This is a genomic window from Paenibacillus sp. NPDC058071, from assembly GCF_042885235.1.
Taxonomy (GTDB): Bacteria; Bacillota; Bacilli; order Paenibacillales; family Paenibacillaceae; genus Pristimantibacillus.
Genome location: NZ_JBHVSK010000010.1, coordinates 156,735 through 174,152, shown reverse-complemented (window position 1 = coordinate 174,152; position 17,418 = coordinate 156,735). Strand labels below are relative to the sequence as shown.

Below are 17,418 nucleotides of genomic sequence, written 5' to 3'. Positions count from 1 at the left end.
GGGTCACATACGAGAAGAGGCCGTCCCTTCCGGCCGCAATGGCCTTCCGGGACAGCCTCGTACACTGTCGGTTTATTTATTTTGTGACGATCGTAATCTCTTAGTCTTCCTTCCAGCTGTCCAGATACGCAATCTGCTCGTTAGTCAGCTTGTCGATGCCAATATTTAACGAATCGAGCTTGTAGCGGGCCACTTGCTCATCGATTTCGTAAGGAACGTTGACAACCTGCTTGCCGATCGATTGATAATTTTCGTTCACATATTTCAAACCAAGCGCTTGGAGCGCAAAGGTCGTATCCATAATTTCTGCCGGATGGCCGTCGCCTGCCGCCAAGTTGACTAGGCGTCCTTCCGCCAGCACATAGATGCTGCGTCCGTCCTTCAGCTTGTATTCTTCGATGTTATGACGCACCTTGCGAATTTGGGTCGACTGAGCCGCCAGCTCCGGCTTGTTGAACTCGACGTCGAAATGACCGGCGTTGGACAAAATCGCGCCGTTCTTCATTACCTCGTAATGCTCTCCGCGAATGCAATCGCGGTTGCCTGTAACGGTAATGAAGAAATCGCCGATTTTCGCCGCTTCCAGCATCGGCATCACATGGAAACCGTCCATATAAGCCTCAACCGCTTTAATCGCGTCCACTTCCGTTACGACAACGTTCGCGCCAAGTCCTTTCGCCCGCATCGCTACGCCTTTACCGCACCAGCCGTAGCCGACGACGACAACCGTCTTGCCGGCAACGACCAGGTTCGTCGTCCGATTGATGCCGTCAAATACCGATTGGCCCGTTCCGTAACGGTTATCGAACAAATATTTGCAATAAGCGTCGTTTACAGCGACCATCGGGAACTGCAGCGTGCCTTCCTTCTCCATCGCTTTCAAACGGATGATACCGGTCGTCGTCTCCTCTGCGCCGCCACGCAAATTGACGCGCAAATCCGGGCGTTCCGCATGAAGGATCGTCGCCAAGTCGCCGCCGTCGTCGATGACCAGATCCGGCTTCGATTCCAGCGCTTTGACGTTAAGCGCCTTGAATTCCTCCGCCGTAGGATTGTACTTTGCGAATACAGTAATTCCGTCTTCAACGAGCGCCGCACAAATATCATCTTGCGTCGACAGCGGATTGCTGCCCGTAATAGTTACTTCCGCTCCGCCGGCTTGAACGACTTTGGCCAGGTAAGCAGTCTTCGCTTCCAAATGAAGCGAAATTGTCACTTTGAGTCCTTTGAAAGGCAATTCCTTTTCAAATTGCTCACGGATCCGGTTCAGAACCGGCATATGGGCGCTCGCCCAGTCGATCTTCAAATGTCCTTCCGGCGCAAGCGCGATATCACGAATAATGCTTTGCTCAATTGTGCTCATGAATGGCCTCCCCAATAAAATATAATAAATTTTTGGAATGCTTTTGAATTACAAATGTACGATTTGATGCCCGCCCGTCCGTTCGTACGGCGCTTCAAGCAGCTTCGACAGCCAAGAGGTTCCGTATCGGTTCCAATAAGCGGTCATATTCAGGACGCGTTCCTGCGGTTTTCCGCTCGGCCATAAAGACAATGCGATGCGATCCAACTGACGAATCGAAGCGTCGAACTGCTTCGTAAACGCATCTTTTGTTTTTGACTCCAAATATTCGATCTGCTCAACGATTTTTTGCTTATTCGTCTCGCCGAGTTTGCCGAGTCCCGGCTGAATCGACGTGGCCAGCTCCAGCAGCGGCCCGTAGCTGTCGACAAAAGACTGTTTGACCGCTGCGAACCGGTCGTCGATCGACAGTTCATCCTGCGCTGCGAGCCACTGCTTCTTCCGCTCCTCGAACCTCTCCGCGACGTCCGCGAAGCTAAGCTCGTACTTGATCATATTTTTCGCAATCGTGCCTTCCACAAGCGTAAATGACATACGAGGCACAATAATCGGCATTTCCATGCCGAGCGTCCGGAACGCTTCTCCAGTCAATGCCCAATACGCAATTTCGCCCGGTCCAAGAACGGCGCCAAGCACTGGCAGCACGTAATCTTGCATCAGCGGTCGGGTCAACACATTATTGCTCAATTGACAGGGATGATCATCGGCCAATTGAAGCAACTGCTCGGCCGTCAAAGAAATCGTTCCTTTACGGTCTTGAAATGCCCCTTCCATTTTATGCAGGAGCGTTCGTTCGTCACCCTTGCTCTGCTGAAAAACGAATAAATTGGCGCTGCCTGGCACGACATCGGCCTGCAGCTCGTATCCGAGCTCCTTCACGCGCTTCGCAGACGCGAGGTAAGCTTGCTCCAACTCGTCGTTCCGCTCGATCAGAGTACGGAACATCGGCGATTCGAGCTTACGCAGCTGCGGATCGTCGGCTTCAAGAATAACGAGCCCTTCCTTGCCGAACAGCAAGGACAAGATAGCCGCAAACGTATCCGACAAAGAATGGGAGTCCTGGACCAAAGCGGCCAGTTGCTCCAGCAGCTGCGGCTTGAACTCGGAATGCGGCAGTGATTCGGCTAGTTCCGCCAGCAGCGTCTCCCAGGTTTGGGCGTCGATCTCAGTCCGGCTTACCGCTGTACGCGCCCCTTCCGGACGCTGTACGGACAGCTTACGCAGTTCCTGCTCCTGCGTCAGCACATACGTATGGTTCGCCTCGTCCCAGTCGTGGTCTTCGCCAGCAATCCAGAAAACCGGTGCGACCGTCCGGCCAAGCTGCTCGCTCGCCGACTTCGCCGCTCCGATAATAGATACCGCCTTGTGCACGACCATTAGCGGTCCTGTCCATAAGCCGGCCTGTTGTCCGCCGACGATAACCGGGGCTCCCTCGGCGATTGCGCTGATCATCGCCATCGCTTCAGGTGCAGCGTTTAGCTTCTCGTTATAGCTTCTTAATACACCGGCTATTTCGGTGGCAGCGACCCGCTTGCCAGCCATTTCGTCCAGCCGCTTCACACGTTTGACCCAGTCCTGCTCATTGCTTGGATGATAACCGTACAAAGCGCCTGCTTGCTCGTCGGTTTGATGTATATATGCCTCCGTTAACGGTTGGGCGCTCGCAAAGGAATAGTGTTCTGTCGACATAATGAAGCCCGTACCTCCTGTTAGTTACGTAAGTAATGTAAGTGAGACAGACATGACCGGATAAGCTTTCCCTAATCCTCGACCGGAAAGCCTGCTCGCGCGTAAAAATATAAGCCCATCATTTATAATAAAACGATTCATGTAAAATCTTATATTCGAACAAATTGATTGTACACAATGTGAGCCGCCTTAGTCAAAGCAAAAACAGCCGGTCCAGGACCGGCTGCTCAAGCGACGGTCCGGCCGTCTCGCATCATAGAAGCGTTAGAACCAGCTATACCGCCAAAATTGTTTTTCCGAGGCTGAAGAACATCAATAAAACATAAAGCATGCTCATCGTAAAAAAGCCCAGCCTCCAAATCGCGCGAAATACACGCTTCACATCTACATTTCCCCGTTTGCGAAATTGTGCATTTCCGATCAGTCCGCCGCCGATCAGCATAACGAGCAAAATGCCGTAAATGCCAAAGCCGCTGTCGAACAAGCTGTCGAATAACACGGCAACACAGCCGATCAGCAAAGCCGTCGTCACGTCCATTGCAAGCCGCAGCGCCTTCTTTCGGTCACCCGAGTACGCGCCATAGCCGAAATATATAAGAATGAAAGGAATGACGGGTATGACGGCCATTATGGCGTACACGTTGCGAATGCCATCCCATATAAAGCCCATCGTTACGCTCCTCCCGTTATGTACTGCCCATCGCCTTCACAATGGCTGTCATCGCATCGTTAAGCGAAGAGCGAATGCCGTTGCGCTGAGCGATTGCCGAAAGCCCTCCGTTAATCCAATCGATCTCGGTCGTTCTTCCCGCTCTGACGTCGGCAAGCATCGATGAAATGTTGGACGAGGTCGCTTCGCACACAGACAGGATACGGTTCCATCCGTTCTCGTCCGGCACCATGCCGTCGGCCGCCAGAATAGCCGCCGATTCCTCATATAGGCTTCGCATAAGCTTCAGCCTTCCCGAGTGCTGAGGGAGAAGCCCGTTCGGTATATCGTAAAGCGCAGTCAATGGGTTAATTACCGCATTGGTCAGCAATTTTTGGTAAATCCGATCTTTGATTTCATTCGACAGAAAAGCGCTGAATCCTGCCAATTTTAGTGCATTAATCAATAAATTTTGGCGATTTTCGCCCATTTGGCCCGTTTTTTCCGTTTTTGAGCCTGTCCAAGCTCCAAAATAAAGCGTTCCGCTGCCCGTGTGTTCGACCGAAGCGGGACCAAGTTTTTTGGCTCCTTCAGACGTAACGCCCGCAAAAAGCGGTGCTCCTGGCAGGGAAAGCTCCAGCTTTTCCATATGCCCGATCCCGTTTTGCAAACAAAGCACCGGCGTGCTTTCTCCGGCAAGCTCCCGTAAGTTTCTCAGCAGCTCGTCGTCTATATGGCTCTGCTTTACCGTAAGCAGCAGCCAGTCGTACGCCTGCGACTCCGCCTCTAATTGTCCTGCATCGGCTTCAATCCATCGCCCGTCCATTCTGACCCGATAGAACTGCCCGTCTCGGACAAGCTCGACACCCTCGCTTTGAATGAACGATGCTTGGCTTTCCGTTCGCGTCCACACCGTAACCCGGCAGCCGCTTAACGCCAGTTTCGCTGCATGCAGCAGACCGATCGCTCCGCCGCCAACAATGCCGATATTCGCTGCCATCTTATCCTCCGCATAAAAACCGTTCCGTTCGTTCCTTCCATGAAACGAACGTCTCTCGCATTAACATTAGCATAAATATCCATTGCGCGCGAATAAGAAAAAGGAGCCCGCCTTGCAGCGTACGTGCAAGAAAGGCTCCTTTTCCTTATTATTCGATTCGTTCCAAATTGCCGTTCGCATCCATTTTGAACCGTGGCTTTGCTTCTTCCTCATGCGAAAGCACCGCCAATCGGCGTGCCCGATCCATAATTTGTATCAATGTTTTATAATCATCATTGACGGCCCGGTAATCGGTTTGCGCACTGCTGACTTCCTTGGACAATCTCTCATTTTCTTCGCGCAGCCGTTCAAGCTCCTCGTCCTTTTCTTTCAATTCCTTCTCGAACGATTTGATTTGACGGCTGACGTCTTGATAGGTTGATTTGAACTGCTTCAAAAACCGGATAACTGAATCGACGGACAATCCTTCCTCCGTTGTCAGTGAATCCGTCCGAAACGCTCGTTCTTCCGTGTCGAAAACGGTTAACGATGAGACATGAGGCGTTGCGATAATCGCTTGTTTTTTCAAGTAGCTGCGTTTTTGGCGCTGCTGCTTGGCAATTTGAATCGCTTCTTCGTAACGTTTGCGGACACAGCTGTTCCATCGGAATCCGCAGGCGGCGGAAGTCCGCCCGATTCGTTCGCCGACTTCTTCAAATGCTGCTAATTGGGTACTGCCTTCGCGAATATGGCGCAGTGTAACCTCGGCGAGAATTAGATCGTCGTCCGGACTCCACGCATCTTGTCTTACTGCTGTCATGCGATCAAAACCTCCTAACGTAAAGGCGCTTACTTTATCTCTATGCCCTTGGTAGAGTTCATAGAATCTATTGGATACTAATTTGTATAACCATTTTTCGAATTACTCATACATATTTACATCGTTTCATGCGCAAACTATAGGCGAAAGCTATCTTTACATGCAAAAAATTTCTAAAACAAGCCAGTAAACTTGTTTACACTGTTATCTCCAAACGTTATAATGTACAATAGAAATTCGGGAAATTCGGGTCGCAGCTAAGGGGGGATGTTTTCATGGCACGCATGTATCGGGTACTCGGTTTTTGGACGCTGGTAATCGGCCTGATGGCTTTTGCAGGTCATATGACGGAATTCGCGCTTCTGTTCTTCGCACAAGCGGTAGCATTCACGTTTTTCGGCTATTTGAACTTTACGGAAAGAACGTACATAATGATGTTTTGGGGATATATGATCATTTCGTTCGTAGGCTTTACGTATTGGACCGTATTTAAAATGGGAATGCCGTTCTAATCGGCTCCTGAATCCGCCCATCGGCGGACATGTAACACAAATAAAAAGCGACCCTCAGGGGTCGCTTTTTTAATTTCTCGCTTTGAAATACCGGCTAAAAAGCCGAAATCAGTGCTTGACTTTAAGTGAGGGGAAGCGCTGCGGGGAAGAGGGTTCTTCCGATCGCCGTTCAAGCCTGATTCCATTATTTATAGATGTTTGCGGTAGGAATCTGGCTTTAAAATCGAACACTTTCGTTTCTCCAGAATCCCTCTGCCCCTTCGCTGTTCACTCCTTTTCAGTCATGCTCTGATTTTAAGTTTGATTCGAAATAACTGCTAAATGGCAGTTATTTTCTATTATTCAACTATGTTTCAAGGAAATAACTGCATAAAAGCAGTTATTCCCTACCTCACACCACAAACGGGAAGATTACTCTTAAAATAGCTGCATTTTTGCAGTTATTCTGTTATTTAGCTCAAAAAGCAAAGGAATAACTGCAAAAATGCAGCTATTCCCCCGTGACGTCCCGCAAACAGCCGCAGCGACGTTGCTCTTCGACGGCAGCAATCATTATTTTGTTCGACGAACCTGCAATGCAGCTATTCTTATGAAACTGCAAATAGCAGTTATCGTCGTCTTAACCGTAAGCTACTTGCTTTAATGATGGGGATCCGTCACACAAAATCAGCACTGCCCACGCTAAAAGATCAATTTCCCCTTGGACAGAGCGCTTGAAACTGTCTTACAGCAGGATGCGCCTTTGCATCTTTGAAAAGCGTGGTCGCCCGATCGCCGTATATAGCAGGATGCGCCTTTACCCCTTTGAATAGTATGGTCGGTCAACCGCCGTCATGATGCGAAACCCCGCACGTTGAATAGATATAAATGACTTGGATCTATACGGGAAGAAATTCACTACTAAAAATTCAAATATCCCCTCGAGCCATACTCTCGACAGCACGAAAAAGCGGTTCAGCTAGAGCCCGCTTTTTCATGCTGTTCTTATTCTACTTTGTCCAGTATCATCACCTTGAACGTCTCGCTCATTCCGTCGCTGAGCAGCAGCTGGCGGATCGCCCGGTTCGTTCTGGCCGCTTCGCTGAACGGGTCGGCATCGCTGTGGTCTCGCAGCCGTTCAAGGGCGCCATAGTCGGCAAGAAAACGTTTTTGCGTCTCATAATAAACGACGCGGAAGCCGGAGCGCTCCGCTGCGCGGCGAATCGATGTAAAGGGCACATGTGCGGTCATATCCTGCCGCCCTGGATGCCGGAACGGCTCGTCCGTCGCACGATGCCCTGAATAGCACAACAACGTGCCAAGCATCCGATGCGGCGCCGCATACTCCTCGGCTTCGTGACCGTAATCAATCAGCAGCAGCCTTCCACGCTTTAATCGTCCGAGCTCTCCGATCCAACGACACGCCGCAAGCGCCACCTCTGTCTGCTGGCCTTCCTTCAGAGAAATGCCGTCCCGTTCGAGCGTAATCGCAATTTCCGGTTCAGAGAGAGGCATAAACGCATAATTGAATCCGCCGTCTTCAGTGACGGTCACTCCCAGCTCGACGAGTTCTCCATCCAACCGCTGTACGCGATGAACTGGAAAAGCGTCAAGCAGCTCGTTGGCCAAGAGAAAAACGCAATGCCCGCCAAACAGTTCATCGAACTCATGAACGATTTGCCTCGATGTGCGATAGAGTACAGCTGCCGGAGAAGCTCCACGATGGACGAAGCCGTTCTTGGCAGCCTCGACATGACCCGGATGATCCTCGATCAGCAGCTGGCGGTATGGCCGCGCAGAGGAGCCGGATTCCGCCCAAAGATCAAAGAGCTGCAGGCTTAGCCGCCCATCTCCCACTCCCCATTCAATGGCTTGAACCGGCTCGCCGCAAGTCTCCGCGTACCGACCGAACGCTTCGGCGACGCATGAGGCCATGACCGCCCCCACCGCCGGACTCGTATAAAAGTCCCCCTGCCTCCCAGTACGCGGCTGTCCGGATCGATAGTAACCGTCCCGCTCGTCATAGAGGCATAAAGACATATACCGTTCAAAAGTCATGCAGCGTACGTCCCGTTTCTCTCCCGCTTTCCCCCGCTGCCAACCGCTATGGGGACTTGATTCGAGGATCTCCGCCCTAATTCGGACGACCAGCCCGTTCTCTTCCTCCATGTGCAAGCCGCTCTCCTTTTTCGCTTAAACTTTCCAACCCTATAAGATATAATAGATTGAATCGCCGCATACAATGATAGCTGTACAGGCCTAGCAGAGACGTTCGTCAGAGAGGAGGCGGCATGTGACGATCCGAACGTTTAACGACGGCAAAATGATTCTAATTCTGCTTATCGTCTGTTTGCTGGTGTCAGTGGCGCCCCCCGTTACAGCCGAGCCTACCCCTTCCGAGGACGAACGGATGGCGGATTTACTGGAGAAAAGCTTGTCTCTCGTTGAAATTGACAAAGAAATCGAACGCATCGGCCGCCAAAAAACGGCGATCGAAAGCGATCTTGAACAAATCGGCAAACGACTTCAGCAACAAGAAAACCAAATCGAACAAAAGCGCGAGGAAGCCGGCAAGGTGCTTCGCGCCTACTATATGGGCGAGCGCGACATGCTGCTGCGCGCGCTGCTGCAATTCCGTTCCTTAGCTGATTTTTTGGCTATTTTGGACTACATCGACATCATTTTCAGCCATGATAAAGCGATTTTAAACGATTATAAGGCGGGTTACGCCTTAATCCGAAAACAGCAGGATGAACTGGAAGCAAAAAGAAGCGCTCTCGAGGAGACCGAAGGCAAATTACGAACGCAAAGAGAAAGAGTGCTGGCGCTCGAGAAGCAGATTGACGGCGAGCTGGCGGGCCGATCTGATGCGGAACGGCTGCGTCTTATGATGAAGGAACTAACCGATTATTGGGAAACCGCCGGCCTCCGTGAGGTCGAGCTGTACTTCAGCGCATTATCGAAAGCGATGGGCGCGCTGCCCAAGTGGGTGCAGGACAACAAAGAAATGCTTGAAATAGACGGATTCAATTATACGCTGCATATTCCCGAAGACTCGCTGAACCAATTTCTGCGCGAGCAGGACCCTCGTTTCGAGTCGTTCGCCTTCGTCTTCAAGGACGGCAAAGTGACCGCTCAAGGAACACGAGACGGTATGGAGCTCAGCATTTCCGGTCATTATACCGTGGAAGACAAGCCGCAAAACGGCCTTATCTTCCATGTAGACGATCTTCGCTTTAATGGTTTCGCGCTGCCGGATACAACGAGGCGTGATCTCGAAAACCGCTTCGATCTCGGCTTTTATCCGGGTCTAATCATCTCGTTTTTGAAAGCAAAGGAAGTAACGATCGAGGACGGCGAATTGACCGTGCTCTTAAAAATCAGTTTATAAGCGAGTCGAGGAACAGCTCGGCATCGATGGCGCCGGAGCTAAGCCGGCGCCATTGCTCTTCCCAATGCCCTCGTTGGCTTTGCCACGCCGGTCCCGGCGCCGGCTCCGCCGTGTCGTCATTGAGCAGCGGCAGCCACCAGGATGGCGGCAGCGGCCTATTCGAGCTATAGCCGCCGCTTTCCGTCAATCCGTACAATAAATTGTTAGCCGGTAGCCGGCCCGACAGTTGATAATTTTGTTCTTGCACGGTCGCACTGAGCATTTCTTTGATCCAGGAGAAGGCGATGAACGGCTGCTCGGAAGCGGCCGATACCGCAAAGCTTCTGCCGTTCAGCCAAGGATGGCGAAGACCCGATTTGTCTAAGACCAGCTTATTTTGCTCCCTCTCAGACAATGCCCGGTAGTCGGACCAGCGGATGACCGTCGAAAGCTGCTTCCGGCGTTCCATCTCGGATCCGACGAACAGCCGATTCACCGGCTGCGGCGGGGTCGTTCCGCCCCATCCTGCAATTGCGGTGAGCCAGCGAAGCTGTTCCTCTTTCGCCTTGGCGGAGCCGGAAGTCATATAAGCAGCGTCCTTACCGCCCCCTGACGGCCAGCTGTCCAACCAGAACAGCAATTGATCGAGATTGCCTGGAGTCAAGTGGATCGGCACAAGCTCCGGATCGGCAGCTTGCATCTTTTGTACGAGCGATTGGTAAAGCGTCCAGTCCGCAGGCGGCTCCCGCAGCCCTTCCTCCTCCAGCTTCGACCGGTTCCAAACTTGCAAATAGGGATCGGCATCGTAAGGAATGCCCCATAGGTATCCGTTCCACTTGAGCGGAGACAGCAGCTTGACGGGCTGGTTTGACAACGTATCGGCGATGGCCGAGCCGTCTGCAGAGCGTAAATAGCCGCGAACGGCAAACTCTTGAATCCAGCCGCTATCCATCAGCATGATATCGGGCGCATTTCCGACTTGGAGCTTTTCCTTCCAGCTTCCGTAAGCATCCTTGCCGGATTCGATATTGTTAATGAGTACAACCGAATTCGGATATTTCATCATAAATCGGTTGTTCGCTTCTTTCAGTTTCATATATTCCTCGGGGCTCATGGAAACGTTTACAAGTATTCGGTCCACCTGTTCGCCGGCTCCTTCACGTGCGGCAGGGACGAAATCGGGTCCCCCTCCTTGCTCGCTGGTAAAGACGGGAGCTGGATTGCTCGTACCCGGAACAAATAAAATGACGGTCAACAAAGCAGCCCCAGCCAAGATGAACCAATATTTCCTCGCGGACACATACTCCCTCCTAGATGTTACTGCGCGCCGCCAATAGCAGAAAAGGCAGCAGCGCCGCAACCAGCTTGAAAGCCATGCGAAAAAACCGGGTCGTTCACGCAAATGAACAATTACAATTATAATAGCAACTTTTCCAAATGTTGTCCAAATGAGATTATTGGATTCAAAACGAAAAATGCCGTTCTTCGGATTCCCAAATAAAGCGAGAACCGAAGAACGGCATCATAGATGGATTAAAGCAGGTCGGCAGCCAACTGCGCAAGCCGCGACCGTTCGCCCTTCTCAAGCGTCATATGGCCGCTCAAGCTTTCATACTTGAAATGCTCGACGATATGCGTAAGCCCGTTGCTAACCTGATCGAGATAAGGATGATCGATTTGATCCGGATCGCCCATCAGCACGATTTTGCTGCCTTCACCGACGCGGGAGACAATCGTCTTCACCTCGTGCTTCGTCAAGTTTTGCGCTTCATCGATAATAATAAATTGACCCGGAATCGAGCGGCCGCGTATATAAGTGAGCGCCTCGACCTGAATGCTGCCAAGCCCCATCAAAATTTTATCGATATCCCCCGCTTTTTTTGTATCAAATAAATATTCCAGGTTATCGTAGATCGGCTGCATCCATGGGCGCAGCTTCTCGTCTTTCTCGCCAGGCAAATAACCGATATCTTTACCCATCGGCACGACCGGACGCGCAATCAGCAGCTTTTTATATTTATGCTCGTCTTCCACCTTCAAAAGCCCGGCGGCTAGCGCGAGCAGCGTTTTACCCGTTCCCGCTTTGCCCGTCAGCGTAACGAGCGGAACATCGTCGTTCAGCAGCAGCTCGAGTGCCATTCTCTGCTGAGCGTTGCGCGCCGTAATGCCCCACACCGGGTCGTTGCTCAAGTAAAGCGGCTCCAGCTTGGCGCCGTCCTGACTCACTTTCAGCAAAGCCGATTTGGATGTGCCCATCTCGTCCCGCAAAATGATAAACTCATTCGGGTTCAGTCTGCTGCCCAGCTGAAGGTTCTTGATCGTCAAGAAACGATACGTATAAAATTCATCGATAACGGAAGGGTGAACGAACAACGTCCCGTAACCGGCGTAAAATTCCGAGGTCGATACCGTGCGGTCCGACAAGTAATCTTGAGCCATTAAACCGAGTACATCCGCTTTGATACGGACGAGCACATCCTTGCTGACGAGAACGACGCTGCTCGTTTGCTCCGCTTCCAACTGCTCCATATGATAGTTAAGCGCAACGGCCAATATCCGGTTGTCATTGGACATCTCCCCGAACATTTCCTGTACGCGGATGAAGCTGCGATGATTCAGCTCTACCTTAAGCAGTCCTCCTCCGGGAAGAACGATACCTTCATGAAGATGGCCGGATTCGCGCATCCGGTCCAGCAGACGGGAGACAGACCTGGCGTTTCGGCCTAATTCGTCGGCAAGCCTTTTTTTCGAGTCGATCTCCTCCAATACAACCGCAGGTATGATGACTTCATTGTCGTCAAAGGCAAAGATCGCTTGCGGATCATGAAGCAGCACATTGGTATCGAGCACGAATATTTTTTTCATGAAAACCCTCCCGGCGTAGATGGTTCAATAGAAAGGCATACATAGCCAAACGGAACTGCGGGTACACTACGGTTGGACAGCATTACCTGCAATCAGGAATTGAAAGACGAGGTGGCCAACATGTACAAACGGTGGATTGCGTCAATTGCCATTATCGCTGTTATGGCAGGCTGCAGCACTGTCGCCCGAAACGAGACATCACCCTCTCCGCAAAATAATAAAGGCGTTCGCGCCCAACAGACAGCTCCGCAAAAAAAGGAGATTAAAAACTCCAATGAAGTTGCGAAGCATCTCGAGCAGCTTGCCATGGGCATCAAAGGGGTAAAAGGCGCGCATTGCGTCGTTTTCGGCAATACGGCCGTCGTCGGCATCGATGTGGACGGCACAACCGATCGCTCACGCGTCGGTACGATCAAGTATTCGGTTGCTGAAGCATTTCATAAGGACCCGTACGGCATCGATGCGATCGTGACGGCCGATATCGATATGGCGCAAAGACTGAACGAGATGAGCGCCGACATTCGGCGCGGCAGGCCGATCTCCGGTTTCGCCGAAGAGATGGCCGACATTATCGGTCGGATCGTGCCGCAAGTGCCGCGGGAAATCGTACCGATGCAGCCCGAGATGCAGCAGGCTCCTAAGCTGCCCAATCGGCTTTAACGGAAGCGTAACGCCATTAAGAACGCAAAAAGCCTAGTGAAATGATCACTAGGCTTTCTTTATGGCGTCCGGCACTTGTCCAACCGGTACGCGGAACGTATGAGAACGACCAGACACGGACATCTCAGAAGGCGCAAGCGCACCCATCCGCCCGTCTGCCGCAGAGGACTCCGCAGACGACGTGTTTCTCGGCTTAAGCTTTTCAATGGCTTCGATAGGATCGGTCATCGGCATGACCTCCTTTGGTCGAGAATCATTTCGGCATCCGTAATCCCATTATATCCATCTTCAATGCGACAGTCTACGGTTATTCCGCCATTTTTGCTTGCAGCGCCGCTCTGGCTTCAGCAAGCTTCGGTTCGTTCAAGTAAACGTAAGGGCTCTTCCAGTTGCCCTCGAGAGAAATAAATTGAACATCGGAGCTGTTGATGCCAAAGTAGGCGGCCATCATATTTTTAATTTCGCTGGAAGGCATATTGATTTTCAAGTTATCGCCAACCGCTTCGATGACTCCGCCGAGTTTGGTGATGCCTCCCACCGACTTCATTTTATCGACAACGGCAGCGATCACTTCGGTTTCGCGTTTATTCCGGTCAAAATCGCTGGACATATTCTTGCCGTCGTTTGATTTCCGATAGCGGATGAAATCGAGCGCTTTGTCGCCATCCAACAGCTGGCGGCCCTTCTGCAGATCGATATCTGTTCCGTCAAAGGTATCTTTGTATTTCATCCGAATATCGACGTCGACTTCAACGCCGCCAAGCGCATCGACGACATCAGTAAAACCTTTGAAATTGATTACGGCCGTATACTTCGTCTCAATGCCGAAATATTTGCCCATCATGTCGCTCATGGCGCGTTTCGCGTCGGCTTCCGCAGGTACCTTTGCATCTTTGGCCGATTTGCCTTCCTTAATCAGCTCTTTCAGCTTCTGATTATAGAAAGCGTTGTAGTGCGCATTCGCCTTGCGATCGGCGTAGCCGTCCAGGACAAGCAGAGAGTCGCGCGGAATCGATACGACAGTTGCCGATTTCGTATTCGGGTTGAATGCCGCCACCATCATGACGTCGGTATTCATGCCGCCACCTTTCGGACGGGAATCGAGCCCGAGCAGCACCATGCTGACCGCCTTATTTTTCACCGATTCCGAAGGCTTGATTTTGATGTTATCGACCGTTTCTTCCCCGATATTGCCTATTGCCTCATCGGCTTTCCATGCCAAATATCCAAAGTAAGCGCCGACCAGAATGACACCAGCCAGCAAACCGCCCAAAACAGCACGCAAGACAGGATTTTTCTTTTTCTTCTTGGGCTTTCCGGGCGACGGAGAAGCAGAACCTTTTCTTCTTGCCGCTCCGCGAGGAGGAAGCTTATCTGAACCTTGAGTCATCGCGCATTCACCTTCAAGTCTCAATTGTATTTCGGATTGGAACGAATATCGTGCAGCAGCTGCTCCGCTGATTCTCGCGGATACATCTGCAGCTTCGTTCGACCCTCCCTTTCGTAACGGACATGAACCATCGTCTCGTCCGTTTTCGTTACTTGCAGCGAGGTGACGCCGTGATCCTCAGCGAGCAGCTGCGAGAAAAAATCGAGCGTGTCTACGGCCGCCCGGTCATCCGGCCGGCCGCTTGCGACAATTTGAATTTGAAGCCAATTAAACAAGGCATCGTCCAGCTTCATTTCGCTTCTTCCGCTTCGCTTGCCGCGTTTCCGCCAGACTGCTTGCTTTTCATCTTGTCGTAAAGCTGGCGGCCGCGAAGCATCAGCATCATAAGGACAGCAATGCCCATGCATTGGATAATCGGCAGCTTGTCGACCTGCAAGATCATCAGGACGAACGAACCGATCGCCATGACAATATAGACGAGTATTTCCTTTAAAATCGGCAGCCTCTGATTATTGGCCCGAAACACCGTATTAAAGATATAAATCGTAAACGCAAGGATGAGAAGATAGGATACGAGATAATTCTCGCTCAGCCATTGTTGCATGCCTTTAGCCTCCTAAACCGCCTTATACGCCCGATTGCGCCATTTTGCGATGCTTCTCGGCGCGTTCGCGCTCGCTTTTGTTCAAAATCTTTTTACGCAGACGAATCGATTTCGGCGTTATTTCGCAATATTCATCGTCGTTCAAATATTCGAGCGCTTGCTCAAGGGAGAACAGGCGAGGCGTCTTCAGCTTCACCGTATCGTCTTTGCCTGCGGAACGAATATTGTTCAGTTGCTTCTCTTTGCAAATGTTGACGATAATATCGTTGTCACGCGTATGCTCGCCGACGATCATGCCTTCGTAGATTTCAGTGCCAGGCTCGACGAACTGGATGCCGCGGTCTTCTACGCCCATCATGCCGTAGAACGTCGAATTGCCCGTTTCGCTCGATACAAGCACACCTTGATGGCGGCCGCCGACGCCGCTGCCTGCGAGCGGACCGTAGCTGTCGAAGGCGCTGTTCATAATGCCATAGCCGCGCGTCAGCGTCAGGAAAGCTGTCCGGTATCCGATCAACCCGCGCGCTGGAATAATGAACTCAAGACGCACTTGGCCGTTGCCGTTGTTAACCATGTTGACCATTTCCGCTTTGCGTGTGCCAAGGCTCTCCATAACCGCGCCCATGCTCTCTTCCGGCACGTCGATCATCAAACGCTCGTACGGCTCGCTCTTCACGCCGTCGACTTCTTTAATGATAACTTCCGGTTTGGACACTTGCAGTTCGAAGCCTTCACGGCGCATATTCTCGATCAGAATACCAAGGTGCAGCTCGCCGCGTCCCGATACGACGAATGCGTCCGGGCTGTCCGTTTCCTCAACGCGCAGTGCGACGTCGGTCTCCAGCTCTTTAAACAGACGCTCGCGCAGCTTGCGGGAAGTGACCCATTTGCCTTCTCGGCCCGCGAATGGGCTGTTGTTGACGAGGAACGTCATTTGCAGCGTAGGCTCGTCGATTTTCAATACAGGCAGCGCTTCGGGATGCGCCGGATCAGCAATCGTCTCGCCGATATTAATGTCGCGAATACCGGCAATCGCAACGATGTCGCCCGCGCCCGCTTCTTCGATTTCTATCCGCTTCAAGCCTTGGAAGCCAAACAGCTTCTCGATGCGAGCTTGTTTTGTTTTTCCTTCGCGGTTAATGACCGCAATCGCTTGACCTTGACGCACGACGCCACGATTGACGCGGCCGACTGCAATACGGCCCAAGTATTCGTTGTAATCAAGCAGCGTTACGAGGTATTGAAGCGGCTCTTCGACATTTTCCGTCGGATGCGGAATGTGGCTAACAATCGTCTCGTACATCGCTTGCATGTTCTCGTCCTGCTTCTCCGGATCGAGGCTCGACGTTCCATTCAGAGCGGAAGCGTAAACGACCGGGAATTCCAGCTGTTCATCGTTCGCTCCAAGCTCGATGAACAAATCGAGAACTTCGTCGATTACTTCCGTAGGACGGGCGTTTGGACGGTCGATTTTATTGACGACAACGATCGGTGTAAGGTTGCTTTCCAGTGCTTTGCGCAATACGAATTTCGTTTGCGGCATGCAGCCTTCGAACGCATCTACTACTAGAAGTACGCCGTCGACCATTTTCATAATCCGTTCTACTTCGCCGCCAAAGTCGGCGTGGCCCGGTGTATCGACGATATTGATCAAGTAATCTTTATACGTAATGGCCGTATTTTTCGCCAAAATCGTAATACCGCGTTCCCGTTCAATTTCGTTGGAGTCCATGGCGCGTTCTTGTATGGCTTCGTTATCTCTATACGTGCCGGATTGCTGAAGAAGCTTATCGACCAGTGTCGTTTTGCCATGATCGACGTGCGCGATAATCGCGATATTGCGGATGTTTTCTCTTGCTTGCATAACTTGTAATCCACTCCAATTTGTCTAGTTTTGTAGGCTCTGGTTTGCGGTTTTGGTTACCAACGCGCCCGTTTGCCAAACATCATCCATGCTCCGACGGCGATCAATACGATCGCAATTGCGTAAATGCCCCAGCCCCACAGCACGACGATCGCGAAAAACACAGCGGAAGCCGCCGCGAGCGCAATAGCCGCCGTAAGTACAACACGGGTGCGGGAATTACCGAACATGTAATATTCGTATAGGCCGACGGCAATGCCGAACAGAAACAGCGGCCACAAATATTTAAGGGAATCCCACCCGAAAATGTTGCAAATCATAAAGAGCAAGGCGTATACCGTTAAGATGCCGCCTGGAACAAGCACGACCGCCGGCAGCATTCTGCCGAAGTAAAAAACATGCAGCAAAATACCGGGAATTAAAATGATGATCGGCCAAAACATGGCCCCCAAAAAGCTGAATACACCCAGTTTGCCGAGTAAAATAACGACCCCTGCCAGCAATACAATAATTCCAGCGGAATATTTGTTATTAGGCATTCGCTTTCCGCTCCTTACCGTCTTACCCGCAAGTATTGACGAGAGACGACAGTTTTTATCTTTACTAGTTTAATGGAACTGAGGTGAAAATGCCAGCGGGAACAGAAGGAACAATAAAAAAAAAATACCGTTCAC

Annotated in this window: 17 protein-coding genes; 3 read left to right on the top strand and 14 right to left on the bottom strand. The window is 51.4% G+C overall.

Going from position 1 to position 17,418, the window contains the following annotated elements; translation table 11 throughout:
• Positions 1-100: 100 nt before the first annotated feature.
• From ACFVTB_RS17850 to ACFVTB_RS17830, 5 genes are all read right to left on the bottom strand, one after another.
• The gene (locus ACFVTB_RS17850; protein ID WP_387751872.1) at positions 101-1,363 is read right to left on the bottom strand and encodes an adenosylhomocysteinase; all 1,263 of its coding nucleotides are present in this window, start codon (positions 1,361-1,363) and stop codon (positions 101-103) included.
• Between the two features lie 48 nt (positions 1,364-1,411).
• Complete coding sequence (gene bshC, locus ACFVTB_RS17845; RefSeq protein WP_387751869.1) at positions 1,412-3,052, bottom strand: bacillithiol biosynthesis cysteine-adding enzyme BshC; 1,641 nt, start codon at positions 3,050-3,052, stop codon at positions 1,412-1,414.
• Positions 3,053-3,326: 274 nt separating this feature from the next.
• The gene (locus ACFVTB_RS17840; protein WP_387751867.1) at positions 3,327-3,722 is read right to left on the bottom strand and encodes a DUF3397 domain-containing protein; all 396 of its coding nucleotides are present in this window, start codon (positions 3,720-3,722) and stop codon (positions 3,327-3,329) included.
• A gap of 16 nt (positions 3,723-3,738) precedes the next feature.
• Positions 3,739-4,701, bottom strand: coding sequence for a ketopantoate reductase family protein (locus ACFVTB_RS17835; RefSeq protein WP_387751864.1), 963 nt, complete (start codon positions 4,699-4,701; stop codon positions 3,739-3,741).
• A 148-nt stretch (positions 4,702-4,849) separates the two neighbouring features.
• A complete protein-coding gene (locus ACFVTB_RS17830) occupies positions 4,850-5,500 on the bottom strand; it encodes an RsfA family transcriptional regulator (protein ID WP_387751861.1) in 651 nt (216 codons plus the stop codon).
• A gap of 275 nt (positions 5,501-5,775) precedes the next feature.
• Here ACFVTB_RS17830 and ACFVTB_RS17825 point away from each other — a divergent pair, with 275 nt between their 5' ends.
• Entirely contained in the window at positions 5,776-6,012 is a 237-nt protein-coding gene (locus ACFVTB_RS17825) for a DUF2626 family protein (protein WP_387751859.1), read from the top strand.
• Between the two features lie 984 nt (positions 6,013-6,996).
• On the opposite strand, the gene ACFVTB_RS17820 is transcribed toward ACFVTB_RS17825, so the two are convergent.
• Positions 6,997-8,160 (bottom strand): class I SAM-dependent methyltransferase, encoded by a 1,164-nt coding sequence (locus ACFVTB_RS17820; protein ID WP_387751856.1) that lies wholly within the window; start codon positions 8,158-8,160, stop codon positions 6,997-6,999.
• A 124-nt stretch (positions 8,161-8,284) separates the two neighbouring features.
• Here ACFVTB_RS17820 and ACFVTB_RS17815 point away from each other — a divergent pair, with 124 nt between their 5' ends.
• Positions 8,285-9,382 (top strand): coiled-coil domain-containing protein, encoded by a 1,098-nt coding sequence (locus ACFVTB_RS17815; protein WP_387751853.1) that lies wholly within the window; start codon positions 8,285-8,287, stop codon positions 9,380-9,382.
• On the opposite strand, the gene ACFVTB_RS17810 is transcribed toward ACFVTB_RS17815, so the two are convergent.
• Positions 9,372-10,661 carry an extracellular solute-binding protein gene (locus ACFVTB_RS17810; protein ID WP_387751851.1) on the bottom strand — a complete coding sequence of 430 codons (1,290 nt, stop codon included), beginning with the start codon at positions 10,659-10,661 and terminating at the stop codon, positions 9,372-9,374. The genes ACFVTB_RS17815 and ACFVTB_RS17810 overlap by 11 nt on opposite strands.
• Positions 10,662-10,894: 233 nt before the next feature.
• Positions 10,895-12,226, bottom strand: a complete 1,332-nt coding sequence (locus tag ACFVTB_RS17805; RefSeq protein WP_387751848.1) for a PhoH family protein — start codon at positions 12,224-12,226, stop codon at positions 10,895-10,897.
• Between the two features lie 120 nt (positions 12,227-12,346).
• On the opposite strand from ACFVTB_RS17805, the gene ACFVTB_RS17800 reads away from it, so the two are divergent.
• Positions 12,347-12,886: a YhcN/YlaJ family sporulation lipoprotein gene (locus ACFVTB_RS17800; protein ID WP_387751845.1), complete on the top strand. Its 540-nt coding sequence runs from the start codon at positions 12,347-12,349 to the stop codon at positions 12,884-12,886.
• 48 nt (positions 12,887-12,934) lie between these two features.
• On the opposite strand, the gene ACFVTB_RS17795 is transcribed toward ACFVTB_RS17800, so the two are convergent.
• From ACFVTB_RS17795 to ACFVTB_RS17770, 6 genes are all read right to left on the bottom strand, one after another.
• Positions 12,935-13,114, bottom strand: coding sequence for a hypothetical protein (locus ACFVTB_RS17795; protein WP_387751842.1), 180 nt, complete (start codon positions 13,112-13,114; stop codon positions 12,935-12,937).
• Positions 13,115-13,193: 79 nt separating this feature from the next.
• Positions 13,194-14,276 carry an LCP family protein gene (locus tag ACFVTB_RS17790; protein WP_387751839.1) on the bottom strand — a complete coding sequence of 361 codons (1,083 nt, stop codon included), beginning with the start codon at positions 14,274-14,276 and terminating at the stop codon, positions 13,194-13,196.
• 20 nt (positions 14,277-14,296) lie between these two features.
• Positions 14,297-14,569, bottom strand: a complete 273-nt coding sequence (locus ACFVTB_RS17785; protein WP_387751837.1) for a hypothetical protein — start codon at positions 14,567-14,569, stop codon at positions 14,297-14,299.
• Positions 14,566-14,880 (bottom strand): YlaH-like family protein, encoded by a 315-nt coding sequence (locus ACFVTB_RS17780; protein WP_387751834.1) that lies wholly within the window; start codon positions 14,878-14,880, stop codon positions 14,566-14,568. The genes ACFVTB_RS17785 and ACFVTB_RS17780 overlap by 4 nt, the downstream gene beginning before the upstream one ends.
• Positions 14,881-14,902: 22 nt before the next feature.
• Positions 14,903-16,744 carry a translational GTPase TypA gene (gene typA / locus ACFVTB_RS17775; RefSeq protein WP_387751831.1) on the bottom strand — a complete coding sequence of 614 codons (1,842 nt, stop codon included), beginning with the start codon at positions 16,742-16,744 and terminating at the stop codon, positions 14,903-14,905.
• Between the two features lie 56 nt (positions 16,745-16,800).
• Entirely contained in the window at positions 16,801-17,283 is a 483-nt protein-coding gene (locus ACFVTB_RS17770) for a hypothetical protein (RefSeq protein WP_387751820.1), read from the bottom strand.
• Positions 17,284-17,418: the final 135 nt, after the last annotated feature.

Bases quoted from the DNA above. Each gene is read 5' to 3' on its own strand.
- typA (WP_387751831.1), bottom strand. From the start codon at position 16,744: ATGCAAGCAAGAGAAAACATCCGCAATATCGCGATTATCGCGCACGTC.
- ACFVTB_RS17800 (WP_387751845.1), top strand. From the start codon at position 12,347: ATGTACAAACGGTGGATTGCGTCAATTGCCATTATCGCTGTTATGGCA.
- ACFVTB_RS17850 (WP_387751872.1), bottom strand. From the start codon at position 1,363: ATGAGCACAATTGAGCAAAGCATTATTCGTGATATCGCGCTTGCGCCG.
- ACFVTB_RS17820 (WP_387751856.1), bottom strand. From the start codon at position 8,160: ATGGAGGAAGAGAACGGGCTGGTCGTCCGAATTAGGGCGGAGATCCTC.
- ACFVTB_RS17795 (WP_387751842.1), bottom strand. From the start codon at position 13,114: ATGACCGATCCTATCGAAGCCATTGAAAAGCTTAAGCCGAGAAACACG.
- ACFVTB_RS17780 (WP_387751834.1), bottom strand. From the start codon at position 14,880: ATGCAACAATGGCTGAGCGAGAATTATCTCGTATCCTATCTTCTCATC.
- bshC (WP_387751869.1), bottom strand. From the start codon at position 3,052: ATGTCGACAGAACACTATTCCTTTGCGAGCGCCCAACCGTTAACGGAG.
- ACFVTB_RS17770 (WP_387751820.1), bottom strand. From the start codon at position 17,283: ATGCCTAATAACAAATATTCCGCTGGAATTATTGTATTGCTGGCAGGG.
- ACFVTB_RS17835 (WP_387751864.1), bottom strand. From the start codon at position 4,701: ATGGCAGCGAATATCGGCATTGTTGGCGGCGGAGCGATCGGTCTGCTG.
- ACFVTB_RS17830 (WP_387751861.1), bottom strand. From the start codon at position 5,500: ATGACAGCAGTAAGACAAGATGCGTGGAGTCCGGACGACGATCTAATT.
- ACFVTB_RS17790 (WP_387751839.1), bottom strand. From the start codon at position 14,276: ATGACTCAAGGTTCAGATAAGCTTCCTCCTCGCGGAGCGGCAAGAAGA.
- ACFVTB_RS17825 (WP_387751859.1), top strand. From the start codon at position 5,776: ATGGCACGCATGTATCGGGTACTCGGTTTTTGGACGCTGGTAATCGGC.
- ACFVTB_RS17840 (WP_387751867.1), bottom strand. From the start codon at position 3,722: ATGGGCTTTATATGGGATGGCATTCGCAACGTGTACGCCATAATGGCC.
- ACFVTB_RS17785 (WP_387751837.1), bottom strand. From the start codon at position 14,569: ATGAAGCTGGACGATGCCTTGTTTAATTGGCTTCAAATTCAAATTGTC.
- ACFVTB_RS17805 (WP_387751848.1), bottom strand. From the start codon at position 12,226: ATGAAAAAAATATTCGTGCTCGATACCAATGTGCTGCTTCATGATCCG.